The organism is Sphingomonas hylomeconis, from assembly GCF_025370105.1.
Classification (GTDB): Bacteria; Pseudomonadota; Alphaproteobacteria; order Sphingomonadales; family Sphingomonadaceae; genus Sphingomonas; species Sphingomonas hylomeconis.
The window spans coordinates 104,834-129,925 of sequence record NZ_JANQBK010000014.1 but is presented as its reverse complement, the minus strand read 5'-3'; the positions used below and the strand labels follow the sequence as shown (position 1 = coordinate 129,925).

The following is a 25,092-nucleotide window of genomic DNA, read 5'->3' as shown; positions in this document are numbered from 1 at the left end:
CAACCGCCTCTCGCCGGTACGACCGATTTTGATCATTGTCGGGCGGTTTGCCGCTCGCGAGCCCCGGCCATTCGTTTATCTCGTTCTTACCGTAAGCTCTAAGGCGGCTGAGGTGGGGGTGGCGACAGGTTTTGGACGGAAGGCGGCGATCTCGCGCCGACACAGTGGGCGCCGTCATACCATACGGTGAGCGATTTCGTGGAGGGGTTCGACGAAATGATGCAAACGGACGACGCCGGAGAGGCAATGGGCGCGGGGTAGCGGCGGCGCACCATCCAGAACGCGCGTTGTCGTGCGTGATGAACGGACACCGCCAATCGTGCGTTAACAGGCCGTGACGCTTCCGCTTTCTTCCGATCGCCTTCGCCCGAACTGGCTTCCCCGCCGCATCCTGATCACCCGTTCCGCGCGGACGTTTGAGCATGGCCGCGCGATCGCCGCGCGCGCTGCGGGCCTCGGTGTGCCGGTCATCGAACTCGCCAACGATCGCGTCGTATGGGAGCAACCGCTCGATGCGCGCGCCGCCTATGCCGATGCAAAGGCGACGCTCGCCATCGTCGTGGCGCCGCCGTCCAAGCTGAGGCTCGAACCGATCGCGCCGAGCGCCGACTGGCGGGTCGATCTCGCTGCGGGTTGCCCGGCGCATTGCAGCTACTGCTATCTGGCGGGGTCGCTCAAGGGGCCGCCGATCACCCGCGTCTACGCCAACCTCGACGAGATCCTCGGCGTTCTGCCGCGCTATATGAACGAAGGCACGATCACCTCGCGATCAGCGGCGCGGGCGCACGAGGGCACGACGTTCGAAGCATCGTGCTATACCGATCCACTGGCGCTCGAGCACGTCACCGGCTCGCTGTCGCGCATGATCGACTGGTTCGGCCGTTCGGAGACGGCGACGCAGTTGCGCTTCACCTCTAAGTTCGCCGACGTCGCACCGCTATTGGCGCTCGACCATGGCGGCAAAACTCGCATGCGCGCGTCGATCAATCCCGCCAGCTACGCCCGTTTCGAAGGCGGCACAGCGCCGGTTGCGCAGCGGCTCGCCGCGCTGCGACGCATGGCCGACGCCGGTTACCCCGTGGGCCTGACCATCGCGCCGATCATCGCGGCCGATGGGTGGGAGGAGGCCTATGGCATGCTCCTCGCCGATGCCGCGGCGCTGCTCGGTGATACGGCCGACCTGACGATCGAACTCATCACGCATCGCTTCACCGGCGGTTCCAAAGCGGTGCTGGACAGCTGGTATCCCGGCTCCGCGCTCGACATGACCAAGGCGCAGCGGACGACCAAGCGGACCAAGTTCGGCACCGAGAAGCAGGTCTACGATACGGCTACGATGAAGCGCTTGCGCGGCTGGTTCACCGCCGGGATCGCGCACGTCCTGCCTCTGGCTCGGATACTCTACTGGACATGAGCATCTTCTTCACTGCCGACACGCATTTCGGCGACCATCGGACGATCAACATTCAGCGTCGGCCGTTCGCAACCGTTACGGAGATGGACGCGGCCTTGGTCGCCAAATGGAACGCAGTGGTCAGTCGCGATGATGAGGTTTGGCACCTGGGCGATGTAGCGCGCCGTCCCGGTGATGTGCCGGGCCTGCTCGAACACCTCAACGGGCACAAACACCTGATCCGCGGCAACAACGATCCCGACGAAACTCTCGCCGCAGTCGGCTGGGCGAGTGTGGCCGACTATGCGGAAATCGAGATCGAGGGACGCAAGCTTGTCCTATGCCATTATCCCTTCCGGTCGTGGAACGGCCAGCATCGCGGCGCGATCAACCTGCATGGCCATAGCCACGGACGGCTTAAACCGATGCTGCGACAGTTCGACGTTGGCGTGGATCCGAACGGATTCGCCCCGATCGAGCTCACGCACTTGGCAACGGGATAACTGTCTTGCCGCAGATCCGGCCCATCCTGGCCATCACGTTGCGGCGACGACGGCCAAAGGCGGCCGCACGCCGCCCGCTTTCGACTTCTCGCTCTCGGCCGTCCGTATACCGGCCTCTCGCCAACCATAGATGCAAACGGCCACTTTACCTTCCCGATGTATCCTGCGGCGCTCACTTTGCACCTTGGAGACAAGCGATGTGACACTCCTCGTTAGATCCAGCTTTCCAAGAACTCCGCCCTTGGAATGCAGGCCGAGTGCTTGGCGCGAAGCGCGCACTGAAACCGCGAAAGGTTTGGGCTATTCGTTTCTGGCTCGACCAGCACCAGCGCCTGCGGGATCGAGCGCTCTTCGACTTCGCGATCGACAGCAAGCTGCGCGGTTGCGATGTCAAGGAGCTCGCATCGGGGACATCGTTGCCGGTGGCCGCATTCGGGATCGCGCGATCGTGGTTCAGCAAAAGACGAAACGCCCCGTGCAGTTCGAGATCGTCGAACCTGCCCGTAAAACTTTGTTCGCCTGGCTCGAACGCCGTGGCGGCACCTTGAGCGTTTTTGTCTCCCCAAGCCGTAACAACTATATGGGGCACATGAGCACGAGGCAGTATGCCCGCCTCGTTCGCGAGTGGATTGTTGGCATCGGCCTCCAAGCCGAGGATTACGGCACTCACTCCCTTCGACGCACCAAAGCCTCAATCATCTACAAGGCGACGGGCAATATACACGCAGTGCAAATCCTTCTCGGCCATGCGAAGATCGAAAGTACCGTCCGCTACCTCGGCGTGGATGTCGAAGACGCTTTGGAGTTAGCCGAACGCACCGAGGTCTGAGACGACCCAAATCCAGACGTTCATGGCCCCTCTTCGCCTTCCCGACTCCGGACGCTTGTTCATCTCCAGCTACAACCGTTCATCCCCTCTTGGGGGGCGCTCTCCGCAAGCTGGTAGCGCTACTCGCAGAAGCACGAGCGACCCGCGACATGATGTTCGCGCCCTTGGACGAACCTGACCGGACCGCTGCGTCGAATCATTTTGCCAGTTTTGAAGCGCTTGCCTCTAGACGAGCGGTGTGGGGGCCGCGAAGCTGCGATCCTAAAAGGGGGGCGCAGATTTGGCGTGGACGGAAGAGCGGGAGGAGACGCTTAGGAAACTGTGGGCTTCCGGGGTGACGGCTAGCCAGATCGCCGAGGAGCTCGGCGATATCTCGCGAAACGCCGTGATCGCCAAGGCGCATCGGCTTGGACTCCAGTCTAGGCCCTCGCCGGTGAAGGCGGGCGTCGACACGCGCGATCCGATTCTTGATGTCATTGGCTCCTCGACGACGCTCGTCGCGCTCACGCGCTGGAGTTGGCCCGGCGGCCAGCGCTACCTTAGCCGCGACGTTCACAGAGTGGCAGATCTCGCCGCCAAGATCGCAGCCGGACGCGAACCGCAAGCGCCCCTGATCACCGCGTCGGACTTAGTCGCCGCCATGATCGGCATCCCGTTGGATGCAAATCCAAGCACCATACTCAAGAATATCGCGGATCACCTGCGGGACGCCGCTATCTACTCGCCAGAGGTCGCCCTCGATGCGCTTCGGTTGGAGGTGCCAAATCGCGAGAGCGCCAGAATACGGTGGGACGCGGTCGAGCTGCTCGGTGAAGCAGCAAAGCTGCGCGACCGGACGATGGTCGGTAAAGGGTCGATCGACTACAGCCACCTGATCGCGGGCGTCGCGTCGAGCACCCTTGGCAACCTTGCGCTTCAGGACGTGCTGCCAGTGGGAACTCTGGAGCCGCTCAGACGCGCGACGCTCTCAATTCTTCGCGACGTCGCCCACCGTCGAGGAGCCGAGCCGGCCTGGCTGGGCGAAATTGCCAGGATCGAAGCGACGACCATCGTACAAGGCGATCGCCGGGCGGGATACTCAAGCGACCGCGTCGCCGTCGGCGGCGACGTCTTCGGAACCTCGGCGGACGCTAAGGCGCTTGCGGACGTTATCATGCTGGAGGCGGCCGCTCCACCGCTCGCCGTCGGCATCTTCGGCGCCTGGGGCTCCGGCAAGAGCACACTGATTGCCGAGCTGAAGCGCGAAATCGCCCGCCAGGTCCAAACTGAGCGTCAGAGGTCGGGCATTGAACAGTCCGAGCCCGGGCTCGCACGCGTCTCCGGTGTGATGCAGCTCGAGTTCAACGCTTGGAGCTTCGCTGACAGCGAGAACCTCTGGGCCTCGCTCACCGCCGAGCTATTCGACCAGATCGCAGCCGGCGGCAGCGAGAGGACCTCTGCCGCCATCGGAACGCGCCTCGTCTCGGAAGTCGCGGCGCTCACTGGCCGCGAGGCCAGCGAGCTCACGATTGCGAAAATGCAACTGCACGAGAGCGAAGGGGCAATCGCCGAAGCAAGGCTGGCTGTCAGCGAGGCGAAGCAGAAGGAGCACGTCGGCCTCGTGCTGGCCGTCACCGACGCCTTCGCGGAGATGATGGGCGACAAGAAGTCGTCCAAGAAGTCCGGCGGGGACGACGATGTTGGACAGGACAGCGACGGCGCAGACGCCAATAAGCCAGCTGGGAAAGCCGAAAAGGACAAGATCGCGATCGACGCCGTCCGCGAGGCCCTTCTCGTGGACGCAGCTTCCGGCGGCGTGCTCGCGAAGAAGTATGCCGAAGCGGGCACGCCAATGGCCGAGTTCCTTCTGTTCGCGGGAACCTGGGTCCGGTCTAAGGTGGCCAGGCGCGCCTTTGTAATCCTGGCCGCCGTCGTCGCTGCCGTCGCCCTGATGGTCATACTTCTCGTCCGCAACTGGCCGACCGTCACTGGCCTGGTCGGGGCCCCGCTCGGATATGTATCAGCGACCGTGCTGGCGATCGCACCGTTCGCCTACCTGACGCTCTCTATCGCAGCGCCGATGCTGCGCGGCGCGTCCCTGATCCGCCGTAAGTTCGTGGAAGCGCGTGACCGCAACGTTGGATCGCTCACGAACGCGGAGAAAAAGCTCCGGGCCGGGGAGAATGCAAAGCGCGAGGCGGAGGCTTCGATCAACCGCAGCGAAGCTATAGTAAAGCAGTACAGTGGCATCGGCGATGCCGGATCTCCCCCACCCGCTCTGATGCTCAAATACCTGCTCAAGGACTCCGCAGACCTCGCCTCTCTTCGTGGGCGGCTGGGGACTCTTGGAACCGTGCGCCGGTGCTTCGAGCAACTGAACCACATCCTCGAGCGCATGAACTCGGGGGATAAGCTTAGCGAGATCCAGCGCATCGTGATCTACATCGACGACCTCGACCGCTGCAGCGAGCGGCAGGTGGTGCAGATACTCGAGGCGATCCACCTCATGCTCGCCTTCCCATGCTTCGTAGTCGTCGCGGCCGTCGATGTGCGGTGGCTCCGTTCGGCACTCACGACGGAACACCGCGCGATGTCGGACGGGGAGTTCAGCATCGATCCCGCCGACTATCTTGAGAAGATATTCCAGATCCCGTTCTGGGTGCGCACGATGACCCCGGGAGAGACTGAGTCAGCCGGGTACGTGAAGTATCTCCACACGCTTCTGCAGACCAAAGCGGCAGCCGATGCGTCCGACGCCACGCAGGAGCGTGAGAATCCGGACGTCGGCGGGGGCGCACAGGGCGCTTTTCCGAGCCTCGAACCCAAGAGGCCCTCCTTGGCTGATCCCCACGCCGGCATGCGCCGGCAGCTAATGCTGACGGGCAAGGAGATTGGTCTGCTAGAGGCCATGCATCCAGTCGCCGCTCGGTCGCCGCGCGCGGTGAAGCGGATGATCAACATCTACAGGCTAATTAGGGTATCCATCCCCGAGCATCTCGTGGGCGACTATCTAGGTGCAGGCAGCGAGGTGCCACCCTACTGGGCCGTTATCCTCCTCCTGGCATGCGAGACTGGCCTCCCGACAAAGGATATGGGTGGGCTGGCAACCAACATCCGTGCACTCGCCGAAGGCGACCTCGAAGGACTCATTGCCTTCAACCGGGGGATCTACGACGAACCAGAGCTCCGCGAGCTGACGAGCTCGACCGAAGCCGTGCTGGACATCGCAAATTCGCGCGGCGGCTTGGCGCTGCGTATGGGACTGACCGCGCTGGAAGAGAGGGAGATCGACGCGGATCACGGCGCCCTCGTCCGCGCGCTCGACACGATCGGGAGATACTCCTTCCGCATAGAGTGTTAATGTAGGATCGACCCACAATCGGCCATTCGCGCCCCCTTCGCTGCTCCCTAACTTCGGCCGCTCATTCATCTCCGCACTATGGCTGGTTTTCGTAACTCGATTTCGGGGCTGAGGATATCGTGACATGCCGAAGAGCAGCCGTTCGCTCAGGCATTTGGCGTCGGCGTGATCACCCGCCCACCTGTTCCTCGCTTGATTGAGCTGATGCCCCGTCTTTAAGATCGACCGCTGTCTGATCGTAGTTCGGGCTGTCATGCTGCACGCGATATAGCGGATCGCGCGCCACCTGCAGGTTGCCGGACCGGGCAAGCCGATAAACTACAAGCGCATCCGCCAGCAGGTTGGTGCACGCCTACATCGCCGATAGTAAAAACGTCGCCTGCTCGTCGACATGCTCCTGGCATCGAGCTGCCCGCCATCATATCGCCAGCCCCTTGATTGAATTAACGAACGCGAGCGTCGTCATATCGTGCTCACTTTCTGACCAAACCAGTCCGCTGGCTTAGGATGACGTTCATCCGGTGGACCTCGTCCTTGGTATTGTCACTGACTAGCGATATTCTTCGTCCCGGACTGTATTACCGTCAGCGAGGCCACCGACTCGGCCGGCGTGTCAAATAGGGGATGGAACATGAAAGCACATACGATACTGATCGGTATTTTGACGCTCGCATCGTCGCCGTCGGCTGCGCTTGCTGACGATTTCAATCTTCCTGCTCCCGCAACTGGTTCGATGGGTCCATCCGAAAAACTTTGGTCTACGCACTACTACGTTTCCACCGCCGATACCGTGCCGAACGGCGTAGAAATGCGCGCGAGAGACGGCTCAAAGCTTGGATACCGCGTCAGTGCCGAACGCTTCTGCTTCGGCGCGCTACAAGGCACGGTCCGTGTCCGGACTGGCGCCAATAGCGTTGTGTTTAACGCCAACGGTCTTACAACCGACAGCGGCGCCAAATGCAATTACAAGAGCTTGTCGCCTAGGGTAAACGCCAGGCTCTCTCGACAGGCCTTCATCGCTGTCCCAACTGGCGCTCCACACGGACTCGGTATGGGCGGTTATCGCTTGGTACCCTATCGGACGATCGCCGTGGACAAGGCCCACGTTGGTCGCGCGTATTTCATTCCCGCCCTGCGCGGTCTCACCATCGATAGCGGCGTAGAGACGACGCCCGATGGCATGTCGTTCGTGCATGACGGTTACGTCTTCGGCGCCGATGTCGGCGGTGCCATCCAGTATCCACACATCGACTTTTTCACCGGGTTCAGCCACCTTCCGCCGCCTCCGTTCGTGAAGTCTAGTCCCAAGAGCACCTTCACCGCCTATCGTGTGACTGATCCAGCCATCATTGCGAAGCTGAAGAAAATGCACGCCATCAAATGATGCGATCTCTGCTCTGCTTCAAGCGTCGCCATTGAAACGATGTTCCCCGGGGTTTGTCGGAAGCCCCAACTCCTGCGAGGAAGGGGCTTCCGACAAACTCGGGGGGTCCAGCGGGTAGCAAGCGGGTGCGCGTGGAACCATGGGTGATCTTCCGCCTAGAAGCACTAGCATCGGGAATATTGGCAGCGCGGAAGCGGGGCCGAAGCGAATTCCTGCCACGCGAAGATACTTGAAATGTTAGAGGTTAATCTATTAGTGTGAAATGCGTCGCCAGTAAGTAGTCGTCCGCAAAAATCGTGCGGCTGATGGCTGTAATTACGACATGCAGCGACAACTGCTTGCCGCCGCCGTCCACCGTGCGCATAGTGGACCGCACCTGACTGACCGTCCGCACGGAGGCTTGCATGGCGTTTTCATCTAAATACCTGCGCAATCTGTCGATTCTCCCGCAGATACTTATGCTTGGAGGCTGCCTTGGCAGCGATGAGTCGGTGGGATCGTCCTCCGCGAGCGTCCAGACCTCGATCGTGCCGGCCAGCGTGCCCTACTATCTCGATCTCTGCGGACAGGCGCCCGACAAGACCTATAGGCTATATGCTCCGGCGGCCATGGGCGACTGGCGGGCGGGTGTGGGAGAAAGCGATCCGGCCACGGCGGCCGCTGACCGGCTCAAGTGCGTCCGGTCACGCCGGATCGATAACGGCGACCCGATCACCGTGCGGCTGCACCGGGTTGGCGTGGGCGGGCTCGCGAAGTTCGACGCGGCGGGTAAGTGCACCAAGGGATGCAAGCGGGACGTGGCCGTCGTGCTCGACTTTAACGGCAGCGCCACGCTCCAGAAGCCGATCGTCGCCTTCTATCAGAAGGACGTCGCTCCGGACAGCAACCTGCAGTTCATCAACCAGATCATCTATTCGCAGAACGAGTGGTTCTACCGCTACCCCCCGAGCTTCAGGGTTCGTCTTTACGACGTCCGCGATGACAAGGACGCGGCGCTGCGAGGCAACCTGGAGACCGTGAAGAAGGCGGCGTCGCTGATCAGCCAATACATTGCAGGCGCGGCGATCGCGGGCCCCATCATTGACACCGCGGTCAGCGCCGCCGACCAACTCATCTCCGGCCCGCGTAACCGGTCCATCATGGACATGTCCTTCCAACTGTTCCCGGACGAGCAGCAGGATGATGGCCGCAAGGAGGAGATCGCGGGCGGCGTCGTCAACGAAGCGGCGAAAGCGCAAGCCGCGGCCGCACGAGCCCCAGCCCCGCCCAGCGGGGCGACGCTGTCAGAAAGCGAGGTCAAGGCGCTCCAGAGCCAGCTGGGATTGGACCGGCAGCAGCAAGACGGCAAGCTCGGACGGTACACGCTACGCACGCTGCTCCGCGTCCATCCGGACCTGAGCGCTCAAGCTCCGCAGTCCGACGACTTCAACAAGGCGGTGCGCGCGCTGATCGTTCAGCCGCCAGCGCCCGACACGCGATTGGACGACACCTTCGGCTCCCGCATCTATGCCTCGCAGTTCATCGTCTTTGACGAGGGCGCGAAGGAGGGAGGAAGCTGTGCGGACCCATCGGCGAACGTCCGAGCGCGGATCGGCACGGCGCTCCCGTCATACCGCTTCGCGCCGGACGGTGTTCGGTACGGCGGTGCACGCGTCTACACCGACGGCAGCCGGGGACAGTGTGTCCTCGAGGCAAGCTTCGTGACCTTCTCGATCACTAAGGAGTCGGCCAACGTCGCTGCAGACGTCGCGAAGCGGATCTCAGACCTGCAGACCAAGTTCACGGCGAACCAGGCCGTCGGCGAGGACGCGGTCGCCGCGCTGACGGCGACCAGGGTCGACGCCGAGCTGGCGCTCGCCATCGATCGGGTGGAGAACATGCGCCGTCCAGACCGACTTCGCGCGATGATCATGAAGCTCGGATCGCTGAAGGAAGAAGCCCAGGCGAGCGGCAACGCCGAGCGAAGCGCGCCGCCGATGCCCGGAGCCGCTTACAGAAGCAGATCCTACAGGCTCATCGAGGATTATCTCGGTTGCCCTGTCAGCGATCAGACGACCGTCGAACAGTTCAAGGGCCTTGCCGACGAACTCTCGGCAGCGGAATGGCAGGCCGTGAAACGACGTTCGGCCAAACCGTATTTCGTCGTGGCGGCACCGGCCACGCTGGAATGCCCCGGTACGCCGACGGTGGCCGACCCGGAGCCACCTACCGTTCCTCCGGCGCCGCCGGCGCAGGAAGTCGAGGGAGCCGAGAATACGTAGGCGCCGCACTAGCGTCCGTCTGACCCGATCGCCCGGCAGTGCTGACGATGCACATGTTCAAGACGATAGGCAGCGTCCTGCTAGCAATGATTTTGGCGCTGCTCATCCCCACCACGTATGGCGCAGCGGCCGGACCCCAATGGATGGTGGAAAGGCGCCTATTCGGCAAGCCCGCGAAGGATATAAGAACGAACGGCAAGAACCCGGCGTACAACCTGAGCCGCCGCGCCTGCGCAACCGAGACGACGGCCGGCAGGATCTGGCTCACCGTCAACGACCAGGGCCAAGGCGCCCAGATAGTGAGTTGTGATGCGTGGTGGCAGTAGGAACGACCCAGTTGCGGACGTTCACGCCGGACACAACGCTTCCCCAAACCCGCCGCTCGTTCACTTGGGCGGACCGACCGCTTCGGCGGCTCCGGCCAGCTGCCCAAAATGGGCTTGAATTGGGACAAACCTGCCGTTCGGCCAACCGCGGCAAAATGACCGCTGTTGTCAAGAAGCGGAGCCGCGTTATGATCCATCTATCTATTGCGGACATCTATACCTGCTGACACGATGCCCGCATGGATCGCTTGCATCTCTCAGTGGACTCGTTTTTTTGCTGCCAGTGCTTTCGGCGCCCCGAATACAGGTGACCACGTTGGAACTGTTTGATCGCGCCTCGGCATTGCGGGCACGGGACCGCTGACCTTGGGACCATTCGACGTCACTAAGGAGATGGTCGCCGGCCTTTCCGACGAGGGCCTGCGCGAACTCCTGCGGCATCTGCTCGAGACGGAGGCTAAGGTGCGCGGCATCGCGGTTACCGGGATCTCCGTCGGCGGTAATCAGACCGCCGGGGACGGCGGCGTGGACGCGTCCATCGCTTGGACCGGGGATCCCAGACCGAAGGGCTGGCTGCCCCGCCGCACGAACATCTTCCAATCCAAGGCCGAGGCCATGGGTCCCGCCAAGATCACTAAGGAGATGCGGCGCAACGGCGAGCCGCGGCCGATCTTCACGGAGCTTGCCAAAAAGCGCGGTTCCTACATCATCTTCTCGACCGACGATCCGTCGGCGTCGGCCTACGACACACGGATCGACGCTATGCGCGAGGCGATCGCGGACGTGCCGAACAACGACCGCATCGCGCTCGACTTTTACGGCGCGGACAGGATCGCGCGATGGGCGAACGAGCACGTCGGCATCGCCGCGTGGTTGCTCGGGCGACTCGGGCGGCCGCGTGGCGGCTGGGAGCCGCACGGGAACTGGTCGAGGGCCGCCGAACCCGGCGGTCGGTACGTCCTCGACGAGACGAGCCGCGCCAAGGTCGGCGGGGCATTCGTGCCGGTCGTCGAGGCGATATCGCGCATCCGGGCCCATCTCGCGGTGCCGAGGAACGCGGTCCGGCTGATCGGCCTCTCGGGAATGGGCAAGACCCGCCTCGCGGAGGCGTTATTCGACAAACGCCTGCAGAGCGGTTCCGAACTGCCATCCTCTTCCGCGATCTACGCAGACGCGGGCCTGAAGCCCGATGTGAGCCCTGCTCTGCTGACGGAGCAGCTCGCGTCCGGCCGCACTCCCGCCATCATCGTCGTCGACAACTGCTCGCAGCGGCTGCACGGCCAGCTGGCGGAGCTCGTCAAGCGCGACACGAGCCAGGCCAGCCTCCTCACGATCGACTATGACGTCAAAGGCGAAGGTACCGCCGGGCTGCTCGTGTCGCTCACAGACAACAGCGAGACCGTCCTCGTCGACCTTCTCGAGCATCGCTTCCCCCGGCTCAGCCGGGCCGAGCGAGACCACCTCGCCAAGTTCTCCGGCGGCAACGCCCGCATTGCCCTGAAGATCGCGGAAGCCAGCCGACCGGGCGTCGATCTCTCCAAGCTGAACGACGCCGAGCTCCTAGACCGCCTGTTCCAGGTCGAGCGCGAGGCCGCCGACGACGACGCACGGCTGTGCGCTGCGGTCGCCTCGCTGGTCTACGCGTTCTACGTGAAGGACCACGGCAACCATGTCGCGGAGTATGCGACGCTCGCCGGGATCGCGGAGACGACGCCGGCCAAGTTCCACCGCGCCGTCGCGCGCTTCCTCGACTGGGGCATCGTGCAGAAGCGCGGACCTCAGCGCGCCGTGATGCCGCAGCCGCTCGCCAACATGCTGGCGGCCCCCTTGATCCGCCAGAGCGATCCTTCGGTCCTGATCGGTCAATTCCTCTCCGGCCCGCGCCGCCTCTTCGCGTCCTTCGCGCGCCGGATCGGTCAGCTGCACGACGTCCCGGAAGCGGCGGAGATTGCGCGGCTCCTCCTGGACGACGGTGGGACCCTGGGTCGCCCCGGCGTCCTCGACGACGTGGATAGCGGAGCCTTCGTGCACATCGCACCGTGCAACCCGGAGGCCGCGCTCGCGGCGATCGAGCGCGAACTCGCGGGGCCGGACCGTGACCGCCTGCTCGTCCCGGACAAGCGGCGCCGCGACTACACGCAGCTGCTCGTGCAGATCGCGCACGATGCCCGCTTCTTCCAACGCGTCGTGGACGTCCTGGCGGCATTCACGCTCGCGGACGGGGAAGTCAGCGAGGAACTGCGAGCGCGTAACCATCTGCTCGAACGGTTCTGGCCGATCCTCTCCTTCACCCACGCCAACCAGGCGCAACGGCTGTCCACCCTAGATGCGATGATTGCCAGCGAGGACGATCGGGTTCGGTCGCTCGGCGTCGAGGCGCTGGACCACATGATGGATTCGGGGCGCTTCAACTCGTCACTGAACCTCGAGTTCGGCGCGCGTTCCCTGCTGAGCGAATGGCGGCCCTACAACGGCGACGGCTATGAGCCCTGGTTCAAGGCCGCGTACGACCGTCTCGTCACGGTGTCCCGTGGCGAAGGCGCACCTGCCGAGAGGGCGCGGCAGGTGATCGCGCAGCACTTCCGCGAACACGTCTCCGCCGACTTCGCGGATCTTGCCATGGAGGCGATGCGCCAGGTACGCGGCAACGGCTTCTGGGAGGAAGGCTGGCGCGACGTGAACGACGCGCTCCACTTTCAAAAGCGGCGCGAAGGCAAGGCGGACAGAGTCGCGCTGATCCGCCTGGAGCGGGACATGCGTCCGCGTACGGTCGACGACCTCTTTGAGGCCTTCGTGCTGGGCGAGCCTTGGAGGCACTGGCATCCGAGCGGGCGCGATCGGTCGCCGTTCCGGAAGGTTGGGCTGCTTGCGCGAGCCGTGGGCAGGTGCCTCGTGCGCGATGGGGTCGACCTCAACCCCTACGTCGCGCGCGCGGCGCGCCGAGGGGGCTACAACAGCGCCCGGCAGTTCGGCGTCGGCCTGGCGCGCGCGACACGAGATCCGGAAGCTCTGTGGCACCAGGCCTACGCCGCGCTCGAGACGCATGCCCCGAAGGAGCGCGATCCGTCGATCCTGGACGGTATGCTGCAGGGCGCCCGCCTGCACAGTCCCGACTGGGTGTCCGGCAAGCTGGACGACATCGTCGACGACCCCTTGCTCTCGCAGCACCTCGTCGAGCTGCACACCGCCGTACCGCTGGACGAGGCGGCCATCGAACGCTTCCGGACCGCGCTGAGGCAGGGACGGGTAGCTCCGGACCGGTTCGCGTTGCTGATGGCCGGCGGCGTTACGCAGACCATCCCCGCTCCGGGGCTGGCGCGCTTCCTGCGGGAACTGTTCGACCACGAGGGCGGGCAGCTTCCGGCGATGCAGGTGCTCCACATGCGCATTTACGGCGACCGGAGCGACGGACTGGAGGTCGACGAGGCGCTCGTCGACCTTGGGCGCGACCTCCTCGCGCGTCCGGAGATTTATTCGGACGACTTCGCGCGGCAGGACCATGGCATCGACGTCATCGCCAATTCCGCGCTGCGCGGCGACGGCGCCGAGCAGGCGGCCCGCGGCGTTTGTCGCGCCATGGTCGCCGCCGCCCGGGACAAGCCGTACAGCTATCCGGACGTCGGCCCCATCGCCTCAACGCTGTTACGGCTCCATCCCCAGGTCGTCTTCGACGAGATCGTCGCCAAGTCGGACAACGAACACCTCATCGGCGGCTTCTTCGGTGGTTGGCGCATCAACGACGAGGACTTCGAGCCGAACGAGGTCGACGTCGACGCGGACGCGTTGTTCAACTGGGTGCGCGAGGCTCCGGCAGAGCGCGCGGTCAAGCTCGCTAACTTCATCCCGTATACGACGAAACACGCCGATGGCTCCAGCCTCGACTGGTCGCCGATGGCACTCGACCTCCTGGCGCTCAGCCCCGACAAGGTGGCCGTGCTGCGCACGTACGAGCACCGCTTCTTCTCGGGCGGCGGAAGCGGATCGTTCGCACTGCGCTTCGTCCGTCGCAGGCCGCTCGTGGCTGCCATGAAGACCAACGAGAGCGACACCGTCCGCGAGTGGGCGGCGGAGGCGTCCGAGCGCCTCGAGGCGAACATCGTGAGGTGGGACGAGCGCGAGGCCGCCGACGACAGCCTCTTCGAATGAGCAGGAACCCACCGGTCAAGCACCACTACACGCCGCGGTTCCTGCTGCACGGCTGGACCGGCGACGACGGCAAGCTCTGGCGTTTCACGAGCCCGTACCTAGGGAAGATCGCGATCAAGCGCGTCGCGCCCGCCGAGATCGGCTACCAGAAGCACCTCTATTCGATCCCGGGCGCCGCCCCCGACAAGGCGCAGGCGATCGAAGAGAAGTTTATGTCCGCGCTCGACGACCAGGCGGCGGACGCCCATAAGCTGCTCCTGCAGGGCAAGGTCGCGCTACCGCAGAAGCTTCGCAGCGCGTGGAGCAGGTTCCTGATGTCCCAGTGGTTTCGCACCCCCGAGGGCGTTGGCCACATGAAGCAGGCCATGGCGTCGCTCCTCGCGAAGGACGATCCGGCACTGTTCGCGAAATATGAGGCACTGAAGAAGGAGGACTATCCGCCGAGCCTGGACGAGGCCATTGCCCTGCTGGATCCGCACTTCGCAGAGCATGCCGCGCTGCAGGTCATGATGAAGCTAATGGACGACCCCACGAACGGACACCGCCTGAACAACATGCAGTGGTTCGTCCGCGAGGTCGAAGGCGGCCATGATCTGCTGGTCTCGGACAAGCTGCTCCAGATGGGTCACGGCATATTCTCCGACTCGGGCTACCTGACGATACCCCTGTCGCCGCTTTTGATGTTCTGCGCGGTCAAGCAGCCGTCACTCGGCAAGGCGATAATGGCCATGGGTCGAAACGAGTTCGTCTCCCGCGCGAACCGCGCGGTGGTGCGCCGCGCCGTCGAGTACATCGGTGCCACTGACATGTCGCAAGCACCGTTTATCGAGAAGCACTTCGGCAGGGACGATCATCCGACGCTCATCGGCGCGATCGCGAAGAGATACGCTGACGGGGAGGTCGCGGGATCGTCCGGATGAACGTCTGTGTGGCGACGTGGAAATGAATACCATCTACGGGTGACAATGAAGCGCAAAGCTCACGACCCATGCCCGAGCGAGAGGCAGCTCCCTGGTAACGCCGCGAGTGTGTCGAGAGGTGCTCCATGAACAAGCGGCCGCTTGCTCCGCCAGGGGCTCCAAAGCGGCCGTTCCGCTATCCACCAAAAGGTCATCGGTGTCACCGGAACGCACACCAACTCTCGGCATTCGCTTTCATTGCGCAGAATGACCGGATGTGACGCGCGAGGCAGCTTACGAGAGCGTCTTGACCAACGCATCTGACGCCTACACGCGACCATCCTTATCGGCGGTCCGGCGCCGAATGAAGGTTCGCAGGCCGTCCACCGGGATCAGCGTCATTCTTCCTACTTTGATCGTCTCAATATCCCCGGACGATATCAATTCGTAGAGTTTGGACCGACCGATCCCCGTAAGCTTGATCGCGTCCGGAATGCGAACCGTGATTGGTTCCATGGATCCAAAGGAGGCTTGAGCGAGGCCTTCAAGCACCGTCGATACGCTGGCGGACGCGACATCGGCATCATCCCTCCGAGCGGCCATGGCGCACCTCCAGATCGTCCATTGCGAGGGCGCACACGTCTTCGGGCACCCCCCAGCGCAGGAGCAGTGCGCGCGCTTTGGCCAGGCCCTTTGCATGGCCTTCGAGAGCGCGGGTTTCGAGGTCGATTAAGGTCAACGAGAGGAGGTAGGCGGTCAGCGCCAGCCGCGCATCCTGGGGATCGAGCTCGCGCACCTCGCCGGGCTCGGTGATCCGCCGCAGGGAGGGCCGGATGACATCGGACAAGGTTCGTCCGGTCCGCAATGCACGGCGGCAAAGCCGGTCGTAGGTTTCGTCGTCTATTCGTATCGTAACACGTGCCATCGCGGATCTCCTTCGTTCAGGATCCACGCCGCACGTGATGAAGCTCGAGCAATGTATGCCACTGGCGGCCAGCCGTAAATCGCCGGCTGACAAGTCGGACGCCGGCCGCGGTTTGTCCGCCGGGAAGGACATTTGTTGACCAGGCAATTCAACGACTTCCGCCGTCCGCCCCGGAAGCGTCTGCCCAGTCCGACTTTCGGTGACTTTCGGTCTGCCAATTGCTGACGCCGAAAACCCCGCAATTCCGCCATGTTCGTCTCGCAGCACGCGTGCGTACGGTGCATCACATTACGACGAAGGAGTGCGTCCCGACAGACGCAGCGGCTTGTCCGCTGCGCAGTTCCGTCCGGGTACGGGCGGAACTCCCCGAAGGGGGTTCTTCCTCGACAGGGCGCGATCGCGACGGGCATGGAAATGCATGGCGGTGAAGTCAAAAACAATTCACGCCTACGCCCGCGCAAACCACCCCGACAGCGAAATTCCATCCCGCCACATGACCCGAACCCCGCCGCGCGCAGCGCGGCCATCATGCTCCGACCAAGCGCAGGATCGCCTCCCGTATTCGTCTCCTCCGGACTTCTCCCCAGGCATGGCCCGGCCGGCATCAAGCGCAACGCACACCCCCTGCCGACATTCATGTCGCCCAAAGGGCGCCCCGGCGACGAGCACGGCGGAGCCGCGCGCAGGAGGCCGGCACGCACCTTTTCGCGTGCCGCATCGTCAGGCGACGGACCCGGCTTTTCCGCCGGGTCCTTGAGCCTGGCGATCTGCATCTCTCAAAAAAAGGAACCGGCGCGGGATAGAGCCGGAGCCCTTCCCACGCCGATCCATTGCCTCACGCGACCGCTCGCCGCTGCCCCGCCAGGGTCAGGCAATGCGCCGGCACGCCTGCCGCCCGCAACGCGCGGGCAAGATGCGACTGGAGCCCCGCCCCCTCGCAGACGAGCGCCTCGACCGGCCGCAGTTTCAGCAGTTGCTCGTTGCGCGCGAACCCGGCCCTGTTCCCCAGGCGCCGGTCGAGCGTGAACGCGATCACCTTCACCGCCGACCGAGCCGCCCAGGCCGCGGCGATCGCGTCGCACCCCTTGTCCTGTGCGGTGGTGGCCAGGACCATCGCCGGGATGCGTGCACGGATCTGGTCGAGCCGCTCCCAGATCTGGGCGTAATCCTCCCAGACCTGCCCGCCCGAAAACACCACCACCGGCCCCTGCGGCGCGTGCTCGTCGATCCGGCGCTGGCGCCGCGCGGCGAGATAGTCGGTCGCGGCGATCACCGAGGCGGTGCGCTTGCCCGACACCAGGGTTGCACGGGGTGAGGACCAGGGCCGCCCGGTCTCGGCATGGAACATCTGCGCCGCATGATCGCGCATGCACGCCACCGCGTCGCGCGCTTCGTCCAGCGACTGGCAGAGCATCTGCGCCTCCTCCAGTGCGACCGTGCCGATCTCGCTGCCGTCGGCGCTGCGGATCAGGTCCCTGACCTGACACCCTGCGCGATCGGCTTCGTCATCGAGCTGGCCTGCTACCTTGTGGAAGCTGTGCACCAACCCCCAGGCGAGGCGCTCGGCGATGGTCTCCAGCCGCGTGTCGCGGAGCAGGTCGAACAATGTCGTGACGATAAGCTCCACGGCCAGCTGGGCGTCCATGGCGCCCGGCATGTCCGCGGTGACGACTTCCTCCGCCCGCCCCATGCGCACCTGGTCGATGGTCTCGGTAAAGGCGCTGGCGAAAGTCTCGGCGGGTGCCTGCGTCTCCTCGGCGAAGTGCGCGGCGATGTCGGCCAGCAGTGGTGCGGTACGGTTGAAATTGGTCATGTCAGCCTCCTGAAGGAAAAGAGGCTCATTCCCCGGCACGGGCTCCGAGTGCCGGGGTCAAGGATCGCGAAGCGACCGCGCAGCGGCGATGGGGGTCACGATTTTGTCTGGCGGCCACGCGGTCCGTGACGGCAGCCGACGCCCGCTCCGCCAGGCAAAATGGTGGGGCCCCGTCGTCCTTGAGGCCGGCGCTGTCCCCGTGCCATCATCGGACTTCTCGAGAGAGAGGTATTTTAGTGGGTGACCTCCGCCCCGCGCGGCTTGAACGCCAGATAGGCAGCGTACGGGTCGCCTTCATGGAGATGACCGAACGGCGTGAGCGAGAATTGGCCGTCATAGCTGACCGCGCAGATCACATAGCGCGGCGCCCCGGTGACGGCGTCGCTGCATTCCAGCAGGGCGAGATTGCCGTCGGCGGCGGCCCGCAGCAGCGTCTCGAAGATGCGCCGAAAAGCATCGGGAATGGCCATGGCCTGACTCCTGGAAGGGGACAAAAAGGGTCGGGCGCGCACGCGCCCGGCCCTGCCCGGGGAGAGTGACGTCAGGCCACGCGCCTCGGCCGCTGCACCCGGGCTGCGTCGGCCTGGTCGGCTTTCCGGAAGGCGTGGATCGGGACGCCGACCGCGCGCAGCACCTGATAGAGGTTGGCCTGCAACCCCGATCCCTCGCACAGGATCGCCTCGACCGGCTTCAGCTCGGCCAGCTTGCGATTGCGCGTGAAGGCGGTCTTCTTGCCGGTGCCGTAGAGACCGTAGGCGACCAGCGGGACGCTCACCTCCGGTCGCGCCGCCCAGGCCGCCGCGATCGCATCGGCGCCCTTGCCTTGCCCCGTCGTGACCAAAGTCATGTGCGGCACGCGCGCCTTCACCTCGTCGAGCCGTGCCCAGAGCGGTTCCCAGTCATGCCACAAAGCAGGCCCGGAAAAGACCACGATCGGCCCTTGCGGCAGATGCCGTTCGCGTGCCGCAAGCTGGCGTGCGCGCAGGAAATCCTGCGCCGCGATGTGGCTGGCGGTCGACACCGACGATGCACGCGTCCCTCTCGCCGGCGACCAGGGCCAGCCCGACTGGACCCGGTACATCTCGGCGGCATAGTCGCGCATGCATTCGATCGCCTGGCGCTGCTCGGCGGTCGACTGGCAGAGCAGCTGCCTGTCCTCCAGCTCGCGATTATAGACCTCGCTCAGGTCGGGGTGGCGGGCGAGGTCGCCGACCTCCTGCGCGATCGCGTCCTCACGCCGCTCGAGCTTGCCCGCGACGAAATGGAAGCTGTTGACGACCCCCCAGGCGATCTCGGGGGCGAGCGGCTCGAGCCGCGTGCCGGTGAACAGGTCGAAGATCGTGGCGATGATCCCGCCGCAATCGGCCTGCGCGGCGAACGGCTCGGGCATGTCGAGTTCGGCGGCACGTTCCCCGGGTTCGACGATCGAGAGCGGCAGGGGATCGCCGAACGCGGCCTGGAACTCGGGCGTTGCGACGGCGTCGGCATAAAGGGTAGCAAGGTCGGCGAAGCGATCGACGCTGCGCGTTAAATCGCGTGTCATGGGGACACTCCGGATCTGACAGGATGACAAAAAGGGGGAGCGCAGATGCACTCCCCCCGGTGGTCGATGACGATGCCGTCAGAAGGGCACGTCGTCATCGACGTCGGCGCCCGCACCGGCCAGGCCACCATTGGCGCCCGCCGTGCTGTCGCCGAACCCGCCTTCGCCGCCCCGCGGATCCTCGGCGCGCTCGCCGCGAACCGCGGGCCCGAAATCGTCACGACGCTGCGGCCGGCGCCACGCGACCCGGTACCCTTCGGTGTCGCTCCCGAACAACGCGACCGGCAGCGGCTCGGACAGGCTCGGATCGTCGATCGTCCCCTGCAGGAAGATCTCGCCCGTGCTGTGCCTGGCGACCGCTTCCCACAGCGCACCGATCTGGACCCAGCGATTGCCGACATTCAATGCGACGATCTCGAAGACCGGGGCGCGCTCGTTGCGGCTCTCGACGTTCCGCAACCCCAGCTTGGGCAGATCGATGGTACGGGTGGCGATCGATCCCAGGATGCGACCATTGCTCTGCTTGAACTCTCCGATGTTCATAACCCAGTTCCTTGACGTTCATCGCCTCGAACCATTCCGACGCGACACTCCTCAAGATCCCTCTCTCCTCTCCGGCGGCACGCTGGCCGCGCGCACCGGGGATTTGATGTGCGCCCACCCCTCCCCTGCCTGGACTGCGCCGCCTGCCTTGCGACCCGCGGTCAGCGGATCACCGCCAGCACCGTGTCGCCGTTGGAAGGCCGGCGGCTCGTGATCCGATAGGGCTGAAGCGCATCGCCGGTCGCCAAGATGAACTGGTCGCGGCCGCCATGGGTCTTGCGCTGCACGGCGACGGCATAGGCATGGTCGAACGAGGCGAGCCTCGCCCGGTGCAGCGACCATGCCGGCGACGATGGTGACCGGACCATCGTCAGTCTCCGGCTTTGTCTACAGCGGGCGGATCGGCCACGTCCTCGAGCGCGCGCATCAGCCGATAGATCGCCTCGGCGATCTGTCGCTCGACATCGACGATCGACAGGTCGCGCAGGGCGGCGATCTGCTCGTAGCTCAGGCCCTCGCGGCGGTGCAGGAGGAAGATCGCGCGGGCCGGCTCAGGCAGTCCTGTCACGGCGGCGCGGTAGCGACGCTGCGTGATCATGGCGTGCTTCTCCAGCCGCCCGCCCGATCAGTGGCCCCGCTCCATCAGGCGCCGCGCCTTGCCCTCGAGCTCGAGCCGGGCGTCCTGATGGGGGCGCGTGCGCGCAAGCGCGGTGATGCCCTGGACGAAGTCGAACACGGAGGATGGCGGATGCCCTTCCTCGGCGAGCACGGTCGTGATCACCTTCGCGGTGTCAGTCTTCGAGAACCCGGCCTTGCGCAGGAACGCCTCGCGGTCGTCGTCCTTCCTCGCCACGATGCGCGCGCGCGCGGCACGGATGCCGGCGATGAATCCGAGCGGCGAGGAATCGGCGAAGCCGGTCAGCGCGGGCGCCGCCTCGTGCGCGAACCGGCTGGCGGCGAACTTCGAGTGGCGGATGCTGATCTCCTCGAAATGCTCGACGCCCCACAGATTGCGGTTCATGCACACCGCGCGCAGGTAGAAGGTCGCGATGCCGAGCGTCTTCGCGCCGACCTCGGAGTTCCAGCAATAGAACCCCCGGAAATAGAGATCCGGATCGCCGTTCGGCAGCCGGCCCGCCTCGATCGGGTGCGTGTCGTCGACCAGGAACAGGAACACGTCGCGGTCGGACGCATAGAGCGTCGTCGTGTCGCGGCTGACATCGACATGGGGATTGTAGAGCATCGTGCTCCAGTCGAGCACGCCGGGCACCTTCCAGCGCGTGTCGCCGACGCCGTTGCCGGCGAACGTCATGACCGCGGCGACCAGCTCATGATCCCAGATCCGGCCATAGTCGGGGCCGGTGACGGCGCGCAGCTCGTTGCGTCCTTCCGTGGTCTCGAGCAGCTTCACCTGCTCGCCCCGGTGGGCGAGCAGGCCGTGCTGCAGGTTGATCCCGGCGAGCGCGGCGGGCAGCGCGCGCATATAGGAAGCCGGCGCGCCGACCAGGCTGCACAATTGGCCGAACGACCAGTTGGTCGGGGCGATCGGTCGGTCACTGCCCGGCGCGTATAGCGAGAGGCGTTCGGGATCGTCGCTGCGCGCCTCGACCCGCACGCCCCGGCTCTCGACCACGGTGGTCCTTGCGCGGTCCGCGCGGGCGCGGACCCGGTCGTAAAGATCGGACAGCGACAGGAACCGCTCGTCGTCGGGCCGGGAGAACCACTCGGACGAGACGCGGCCGTCATTGCGGCCTCGCGAGAGATCGACGCGAAAGGCGCCGGACACGGCGCGATCAGCGCCGGAAGCAGGCATGTTCATGAGTGAGGTTCCTTCGAGTTCTCGGAATGCGTCGCGCCGAACCTGGCCGATCCGACCGACCGCACCGCGCCACTCCCCCTGCCCTTCCGTGACGAGGGTGCGCGCAGCATCGGGACGCGCCGGGATATCGGGGCCCGGTCATGGACGTCAGGGGAACGGGCCACCGTACCCTGTGGCGGCCCGTCTCATCCCTCAGGCTGCTTCGGCGAGGCCGTCTGGTTTGGCGCCGTCAGCGGCGGGCCCTGCGGCGATCTTACCTGGCTCGGCGGCAGACTCTTCGGCCCCTGTCGCCCCGGTCTCATCGGCGCTGCCGGTCGCTTCATCGGCCGGCGCGGCACTATCGCCGCAATCGGCATCACCCGGCGCGTCGGTCGGCGCGCTGCCGGCAGGATCGAACCGCATCGCCTCGGGGAGCCACGCAAGCGCCCGCTCCTTTAGCTCGGCCTCGACAATCGTCTGGCCCGCGAACAGCTTCTCCGCAGACGCCGCGAGGTCATGCTTCTTCGACGCCGCATAGCGCGCGCGAAGGTCGGCCCCGCCGATCTCCTCGAGCAGATCGAGGATCGCGGGCTTCGTCACCCGGTCGAAGTAATTGCGCGCGGTCGGGCGCCACCAGCCGGCGACGTCGATCCCGAGCTTGCGGCCGAGATGATCAAGGAACCCGCTTCCAGTCCGTCCGGCGGGCACGGCGTGGAGCGTCCGCGCCACAGCCCAGCAGAGCCAGGCCGCGCGCGCCGCCTCATCGAGCGCGCAAAACGCCTCGTAACGCGCGTCGAGCCCGGCGTGATCCGTCCAGCCGCGATCGAGCCCGGCGACCAGTTTCGCCCAGGCTTCGGCTGCGGACGTGCCGCTTGCAAAATCCTGGACCAACGCGGCAGGCGCACTGGCACGCAGGGCGGACGGCATATCGGCAGCGCCGAACCGGGTCGCGCAATCGACCATGATGAACGTGCCGAGATCGAGCGCGAAATGCGGATCGCCTGCGACATGGAGGGCAAGCAGTTCGGTCTTCATCATCGCCAGTTCGTCGGCGAGGCGCTGGCTGTGGACGGGCTTCGGGACTTTGGCGGCCGCCGCGCGCTCCTCGCCATTCCCATCGCGGCCCGGCGCGTCCTCGACCCCGGCGGCCGGCGCCACGAACAGCCGCTCATGGATCTGCGGCCGGCCGTCGGCGCCGATCGTCACATAGGCAAGCGCCGTGGCCTTTTGCGCCGCGGTGATCACCGTGCTGTCGTCGAGGATCGCGCCGAGTTCTTCCTCGAGGACTTCGATCCGGTCGTTCTGCTCGCCGCTATAGCCACCCGCCCCGGCGGCGAGCGTCTCGATGCCGGCAAGCTCCGCCTCGATCTCCGCCTTGCGCGCTTCTGCCTCGTGGCCGAGCGGGCCGGGCTCGCGCTCGATCTCGCGCAGACCCCAGGTCTCCATATAGGGGAGGTGCGACGCCGCGACGGTGCGGATCTCGGCATAGCCGTCGCGCGCGCGGATCGCTGTTGCCGCTGCCGCGAGCTTCTCGTCCGCCAGCCGGTCCAGCAGGTCGCCGTCGCGCCACACCTCGCTATCGGCATCGGAGAAGAGATCGCCGTCGATGCGGCCGCCGGCCTCGATATAAGCCGCGCGTCCGACGAACAGCGCCTTGGGATCCTGGCCCGTACAAGAGCCGTGCGCGAGCGCGCGGCGGATCTCATTCACAGTGGCGCTGTAATAAGCCCCCTTGAGTTGCTCGAACACCGCTGCCTGGCGTGCCGTATCGCTGGTGCTCGCATAGGCCTTGGCGACATCGAGCGTGATCGTCCCGTCGCGCAGCGCCTCGAACACAGGCTCAGCGAGCCCGGCAAGGCGCAGGCGCCCGAGCACGAACCGCTCGGTCAGGCCGAACCGGGTCGCGATTTCGGCTGGTGTCTTCGCCTCGGTCTCGATGATGTCCTGGAACGCCCGACAGGCATCGGCCGGGTTCATGCCCAGCCTGAAGAAGTTCTCGGACAGGCTGATCTCGATCGCGTCGCCGGCATTGCCCACCGTCATCACCGGCACGGGATAATCGGCCGCGAACGTGCCTTTCTCGATCAGGCGGTGCACGGCGTCGAGCCGGCGGCCACCGGCGGTGATACGGTACTGTCCTTTGCGGCGTGCGACCGGCACGCCGATCAGGTTCTGCAGGACGCCGCGCGCGGCGATGTTCGCCTCAAGCTGCGCGTCCGCGACAGCATCGCCGCATTTGCGAACATTGGACGGCGACTTGGTCAGGTTCGCTGCCGGCACATAGAGGATGGACTGGGTCATGGTGGTTCCTTGTCATGGCGGCGCGCCCTGACCGTCAGACCGCTGGCCGCAACCCGTCCTCCACCCCTCTCCCCTTCCTGCCGCAGCACGTCGTTCCAGTCGTTCAGCCCCGCCCATGGCCACAGCGTCTCGATCTCGAGATCATCGCGCAGATGCGCCTCGCGCGCACGGCGTGCGGCGAGCCGCCCGGCACGATCATTGTCGGGCAGGAGGACCAACCGCCGCACGCCGGCGGGGATATCGACACGAGGCAGCCGCTCGCTGCCAAGCGCGGCCCAGACGGGCATGTCGAGCAGGGCAGCGGCGGAAAGGGCGGTCTCGACGCCCTGGGCCAGACCGAGCCGGTTGCCGGCGGTCGCCAACATCACCGCGCCCGATCCGGGGCGACCGAGGAGGCGCTTCGGCTGGACCATATCGGCGGCCAGCGCGGGACGCCCCGGATCGAGGAACAGGCGCTGGACCGCGACAACCGCATCGCCCTGGCGGACGGCAGCGATCAGCGCAGGCCGGAAGCGGACGGCGTGGCCGCGGCCGATCGGCGTATGCGGATGATAGCGCAGTGCCACCGACCCGGTGCGGATGCCGCGTGCGGCAAGATAGGCCTCGCCGCGTGACCCGGCCAGGCGCCGCGCCGAGCGCCAGATCTGCACGGCCCGTGCCGACATGGCCGGGTCATGCGGCAGAAGTAAGCGCATCGCAGCCGGGGCGTGGCACGCTGGCGACACCGGTATGCGCAGTCGGCGAAGGGCAGCGAGGATCTCGGCGGCGGTACAGCCGGCGAAGCATTTGAACAGCAGCGCGCGCTCGCCGACGCGGACCGACAGGCTTGGCGTGCGATCGTCATGCGCCGGGCAACGGCACATGCTGCCCCGTTCGTGCCAGGCACCGCCCAGGGCGCCGACAAGCGCGGCGGCCTGCGCCTGGAGAGTGAGATCGGTGGACAGCTGGGTCGTGTTCGGCATGGCGGCACCTCCGCCGAAGGCACGCCCCTCTCCCCTCCACCCGCAGCAAAAATGTCTCGCGAGATAGCCGGATCACGCGCGGCCGTGGCAGGCCTGCGTTCCCGACTGCGCGAGAACCGCATGGCC

20 protein-coding genes and 2 pseudogenes are annotated in these 25,092 nt (G+C 65.6%); 10 read left to right on the top strand and 12 right to left on the bottom strand.

The genetic code is table 11. The annotated features are described in order from the left end of the window. Positions 1–334 precede the first annotated feature (334 nt). From NV401_RS14875 to NV401_RS14850, 6 genes and pseudogenes are all read left to right on the top strand, one after another. Positions 335–1,414 carry an SPL family radical SAM protein gene (locus NV401_RS14875; RefSeq protein ID WP_261295226.1) on the top strand — a complete coding sequence of 360 codons (1,080 nt, stop codon included), beginning with the start codon at positions 335–337 and terminating at the stop codon, positions 1,412–1,414. Further along, a complete protein-coding gene (locus NV401_RS14870) occupies positions 1,411–1,896 on the top strand; it encodes a metallophosphoesterase family protein (RefSeq protein ID WP_261295225.1) in 486 nt (161 codons plus the stop codon). The genes NV401_RS14875 and NV401_RS14870 overlap by 4 nt, the downstream gene beginning before the upstream one ends. Positions 1,897–2,153: 257 nt before the next feature. Continuing rightward, a pseudogene (locus tag NV401_RS14865) lies at positions 2,154–2,725 on the top strand (tyrosine-type recombinase/integrase). A gap of 280 nt (positions 2,726–3,005) precedes the next feature. Continuing rightward, positions 3,006–3,164, top strand: a pseudogene (locus NV401_RS14860) (GcrA family cell cycle regulator); the annotation flags it as partial. Positions 3,165–3,365: 201 nt separating this feature from the next. Further along, positions 3,366–6,065 (top strand): P-loop NTPase fold protein, encoded by a 2,700-nt coding sequence (locus NV401_RS14855; RefSeq protein WP_315369690.1) that lies wholly within the window; start codon positions 3,366–3,368, stop codon positions 6,063–6,065. A gap of 631 nt (positions 6,066–6,696) precedes the next feature. After that, positions 6,697–7,449 (top strand): RlpA-like double-psi beta-barrel domain-containing protein, encoded by a 753-nt coding sequence (locus tag NV401_RS14850; RefSeq protein WP_261295224.1) that lies wholly within the window; start codon positions 6,697–6,699, stop codon positions 7,447–7,449. Between the two features lie 244 nt (positions 7,450–7,693). On the opposite strand, the gene NV401_RS14845 is transcribed toward NV401_RS14850, so the two are convergent. After that, positions 7,694–7,855, bottom strand: a complete 162-nt coding sequence (locus NV401_RS14845) for a hypothetical protein (RefSeq protein WP_261295223.1) — start codon at positions 7,853–7,855, stop codon at positions 7,694–7,696. Between NV401_RS14845 and NV401_RS14840 the strand changes: the two genes are divergently transcribed. The 4 genes from NV401_RS14840 to NV401_RS14825 all read left to right on the top strand — a co-directional run bounded on the left by NV401_RS14840 (position 7,854) and on the right by NV401_RS14825 (position 15,102). Further along, the gene (locus NV401_RS14840; protein WP_261295222.1) at positions 7,854–9,710 is read left to right on the top strand and encodes a hypothetical protein; all 1,857 of its coding nucleotides are present in this window, start codon (positions 7,854–7,856) and stop codon (positions 9,708–9,710) included. The two genes, NV401_RS14845 and NV401_RS14840, sit on opposite strands and share 2 nt — an antisense overlap. Positions 9,711–9,748: 38 nt before the next feature. Next, entirely contained in the window at positions 9,749–10,036 is a 288-nt protein-coding gene (locus NV401_RS14835; RefSeq protein ID WP_261295221.1) for a hypothetical protein, read from the top strand. A gap of 393 nt (positions 10,037–10,429) precedes the next feature. Next, the gene (locus NV401_RS14830) at positions 10,430–14,182 is read left to right on the top strand and encodes an ATP-binding protein (protein ID WP_261295220.1); all 3,753 of its coding nucleotides are present in this window, start codon (positions 10,430–10,432) and stop codon (positions 14,180–14,182) included. After that, positions 14,179–15,102, top strand: coding sequence for a DUF4238 domain-containing protein (locus NV401_RS14825; protein WP_261295219.1), 924 nt, complete (start codon positions 14,179–14,181; stop codon positions 15,100–15,102). The genes NV401_RS14830 and NV401_RS14825 overlap by 4 nt, the downstream gene beginning before the upstream one ends. 306 nt (positions 15,103–15,408) lie before the next feature. Here NV401_RS14825 and NV401_RS14820 read toward each other — a convergent pair whose 3' ends face one another. The 11 genes from NV401_RS14820 to NV401_RS14770 all read right to left on the bottom strand — a co-directional run bounded on the left by NV401_RS14820 (position 15,409) and on the right by NV401_RS14770 (position 24,966). Then, the gene (locus NV401_RS14820) at positions 15,409–15,684 is read right to left on the bottom strand and encodes a helix-turn-helix domain-containing protein (RefSeq protein ID WP_315369666.1); all 276 of its coding nucleotides are present in this window, start codon (positions 15,682–15,684) and stop codon (positions 15,409–15,411) included. Then, positions 15,665–16,006, bottom strand: a complete 342-nt coding sequence (locus tag NV401_RS14815; RefSeq protein WP_261295218.1) for a ribbon-helix-helix protein, CopG family — start codon at positions 16,004–16,006, stop codon at positions 15,665–15,667. The genes NV401_RS14820 and NV401_RS14815 overlap by 20 nt, the downstream gene beginning before the upstream one ends. 835 nt (positions 16,007–16,841) lie before the next feature. Further along, positions 16,842–17,819 (bottom strand): DUF2493 domain-containing protein, encoded by a 978-nt coding sequence (locus tag NV401_RS14810; RefSeq protein WP_261295217.1) that lies wholly within the window; start codon positions 17,817–17,819, stop codon positions 16,842–16,844. A 233-nt stretch (positions 17,820–18,052) separates the two neighbouring features. Then, entirely contained in the window at positions 18,053–18,289 is a 237-nt protein-coding gene (locus NV401_RS14805) for a DUF6117 family protein (protein ID WP_261295216.1), read from the bottom strand. Between the two features lie 71 nt (positions 18,290–18,360). After that, positions 18,361–19,362 carry a DUF2493 domain-containing protein gene (locus NV401_RS14800; protein WP_261295215.1) on the bottom strand — a complete coding sequence of 334 codons (1,002 nt, stop codon included), beginning with the start codon at positions 19,360–19,362 and terminating at the stop codon, positions 18,361–18,363. Positions 19,363–19,440: 78 nt separating this feature from the next. Continuing rightward, positions 19,441–19,905, bottom strand: coding sequence for a DUF736 domain-containing protein (locus NV401_RS14795; protein WP_261295214.1), 465 nt, complete (start codon positions 19,903–19,905; stop codon positions 19,441–19,443). A 161-nt stretch (positions 19,906–20,066) separates the two neighbouring features. Continuing rightward, complete coding sequence (locus tag NV401_RS14790; RefSeq protein ID WP_261295213.1) at positions 20,067–20,273, bottom strand: hypothetical protein; 207 nt, start codon at positions 20,271–20,273, stop codon at positions 20,067–20,069. A gap of 2 nt (positions 20,274–20,275) precedes the next feature. Continuing rightward, positions 20,276–20,503, bottom strand: a complete 228-nt coding sequence (locus tag NV401_RS14785; RefSeq protein ID WP_261295212.1) for a sigma-70 region 4 domain-containing protein — start codon at positions 20,501–20,503, stop codon at positions 20,276–20,278. Between the two features lie 27 nt (positions 20,504–20,530). Beyond that, complete coding sequence (locus tag NV401_RS14780) at positions 20,531–21,724, bottom strand: DUF932 domain-containing protein (RefSeq protein ID WP_261295211.1); 1,194 nt, start codon at positions 21,722–21,724, stop codon at positions 20,531–20,533. A 192-nt stretch (positions 21,725–21,916) separates the two neighbouring features. Then, positions 21,917–24,004 carry a ParB/RepB/Spo0J family partition protein gene (locus NV401_RS14775; RefSeq protein ID WP_261295210.1) on the bottom strand — a complete coding sequence of 696 codons (2,088 nt, stop codon included), beginning with the start codon at positions 24,002–24,004 and terminating at the stop codon, positions 21,917–21,919. Then, positions 24,001–24,966, bottom strand: coding sequence for a DUF7146 domain-containing protein (locus NV401_RS14770; protein WP_261295209.1), 966 nt, complete (start codon positions 24,964–24,966; stop codon positions 24,001–24,003). The genes NV401_RS14775 and NV401_RS14770 overlap by 4 nt, the downstream gene beginning before the upstream one ends. Positions 24,967–25,092: the final 126 nt, after the last annotated feature.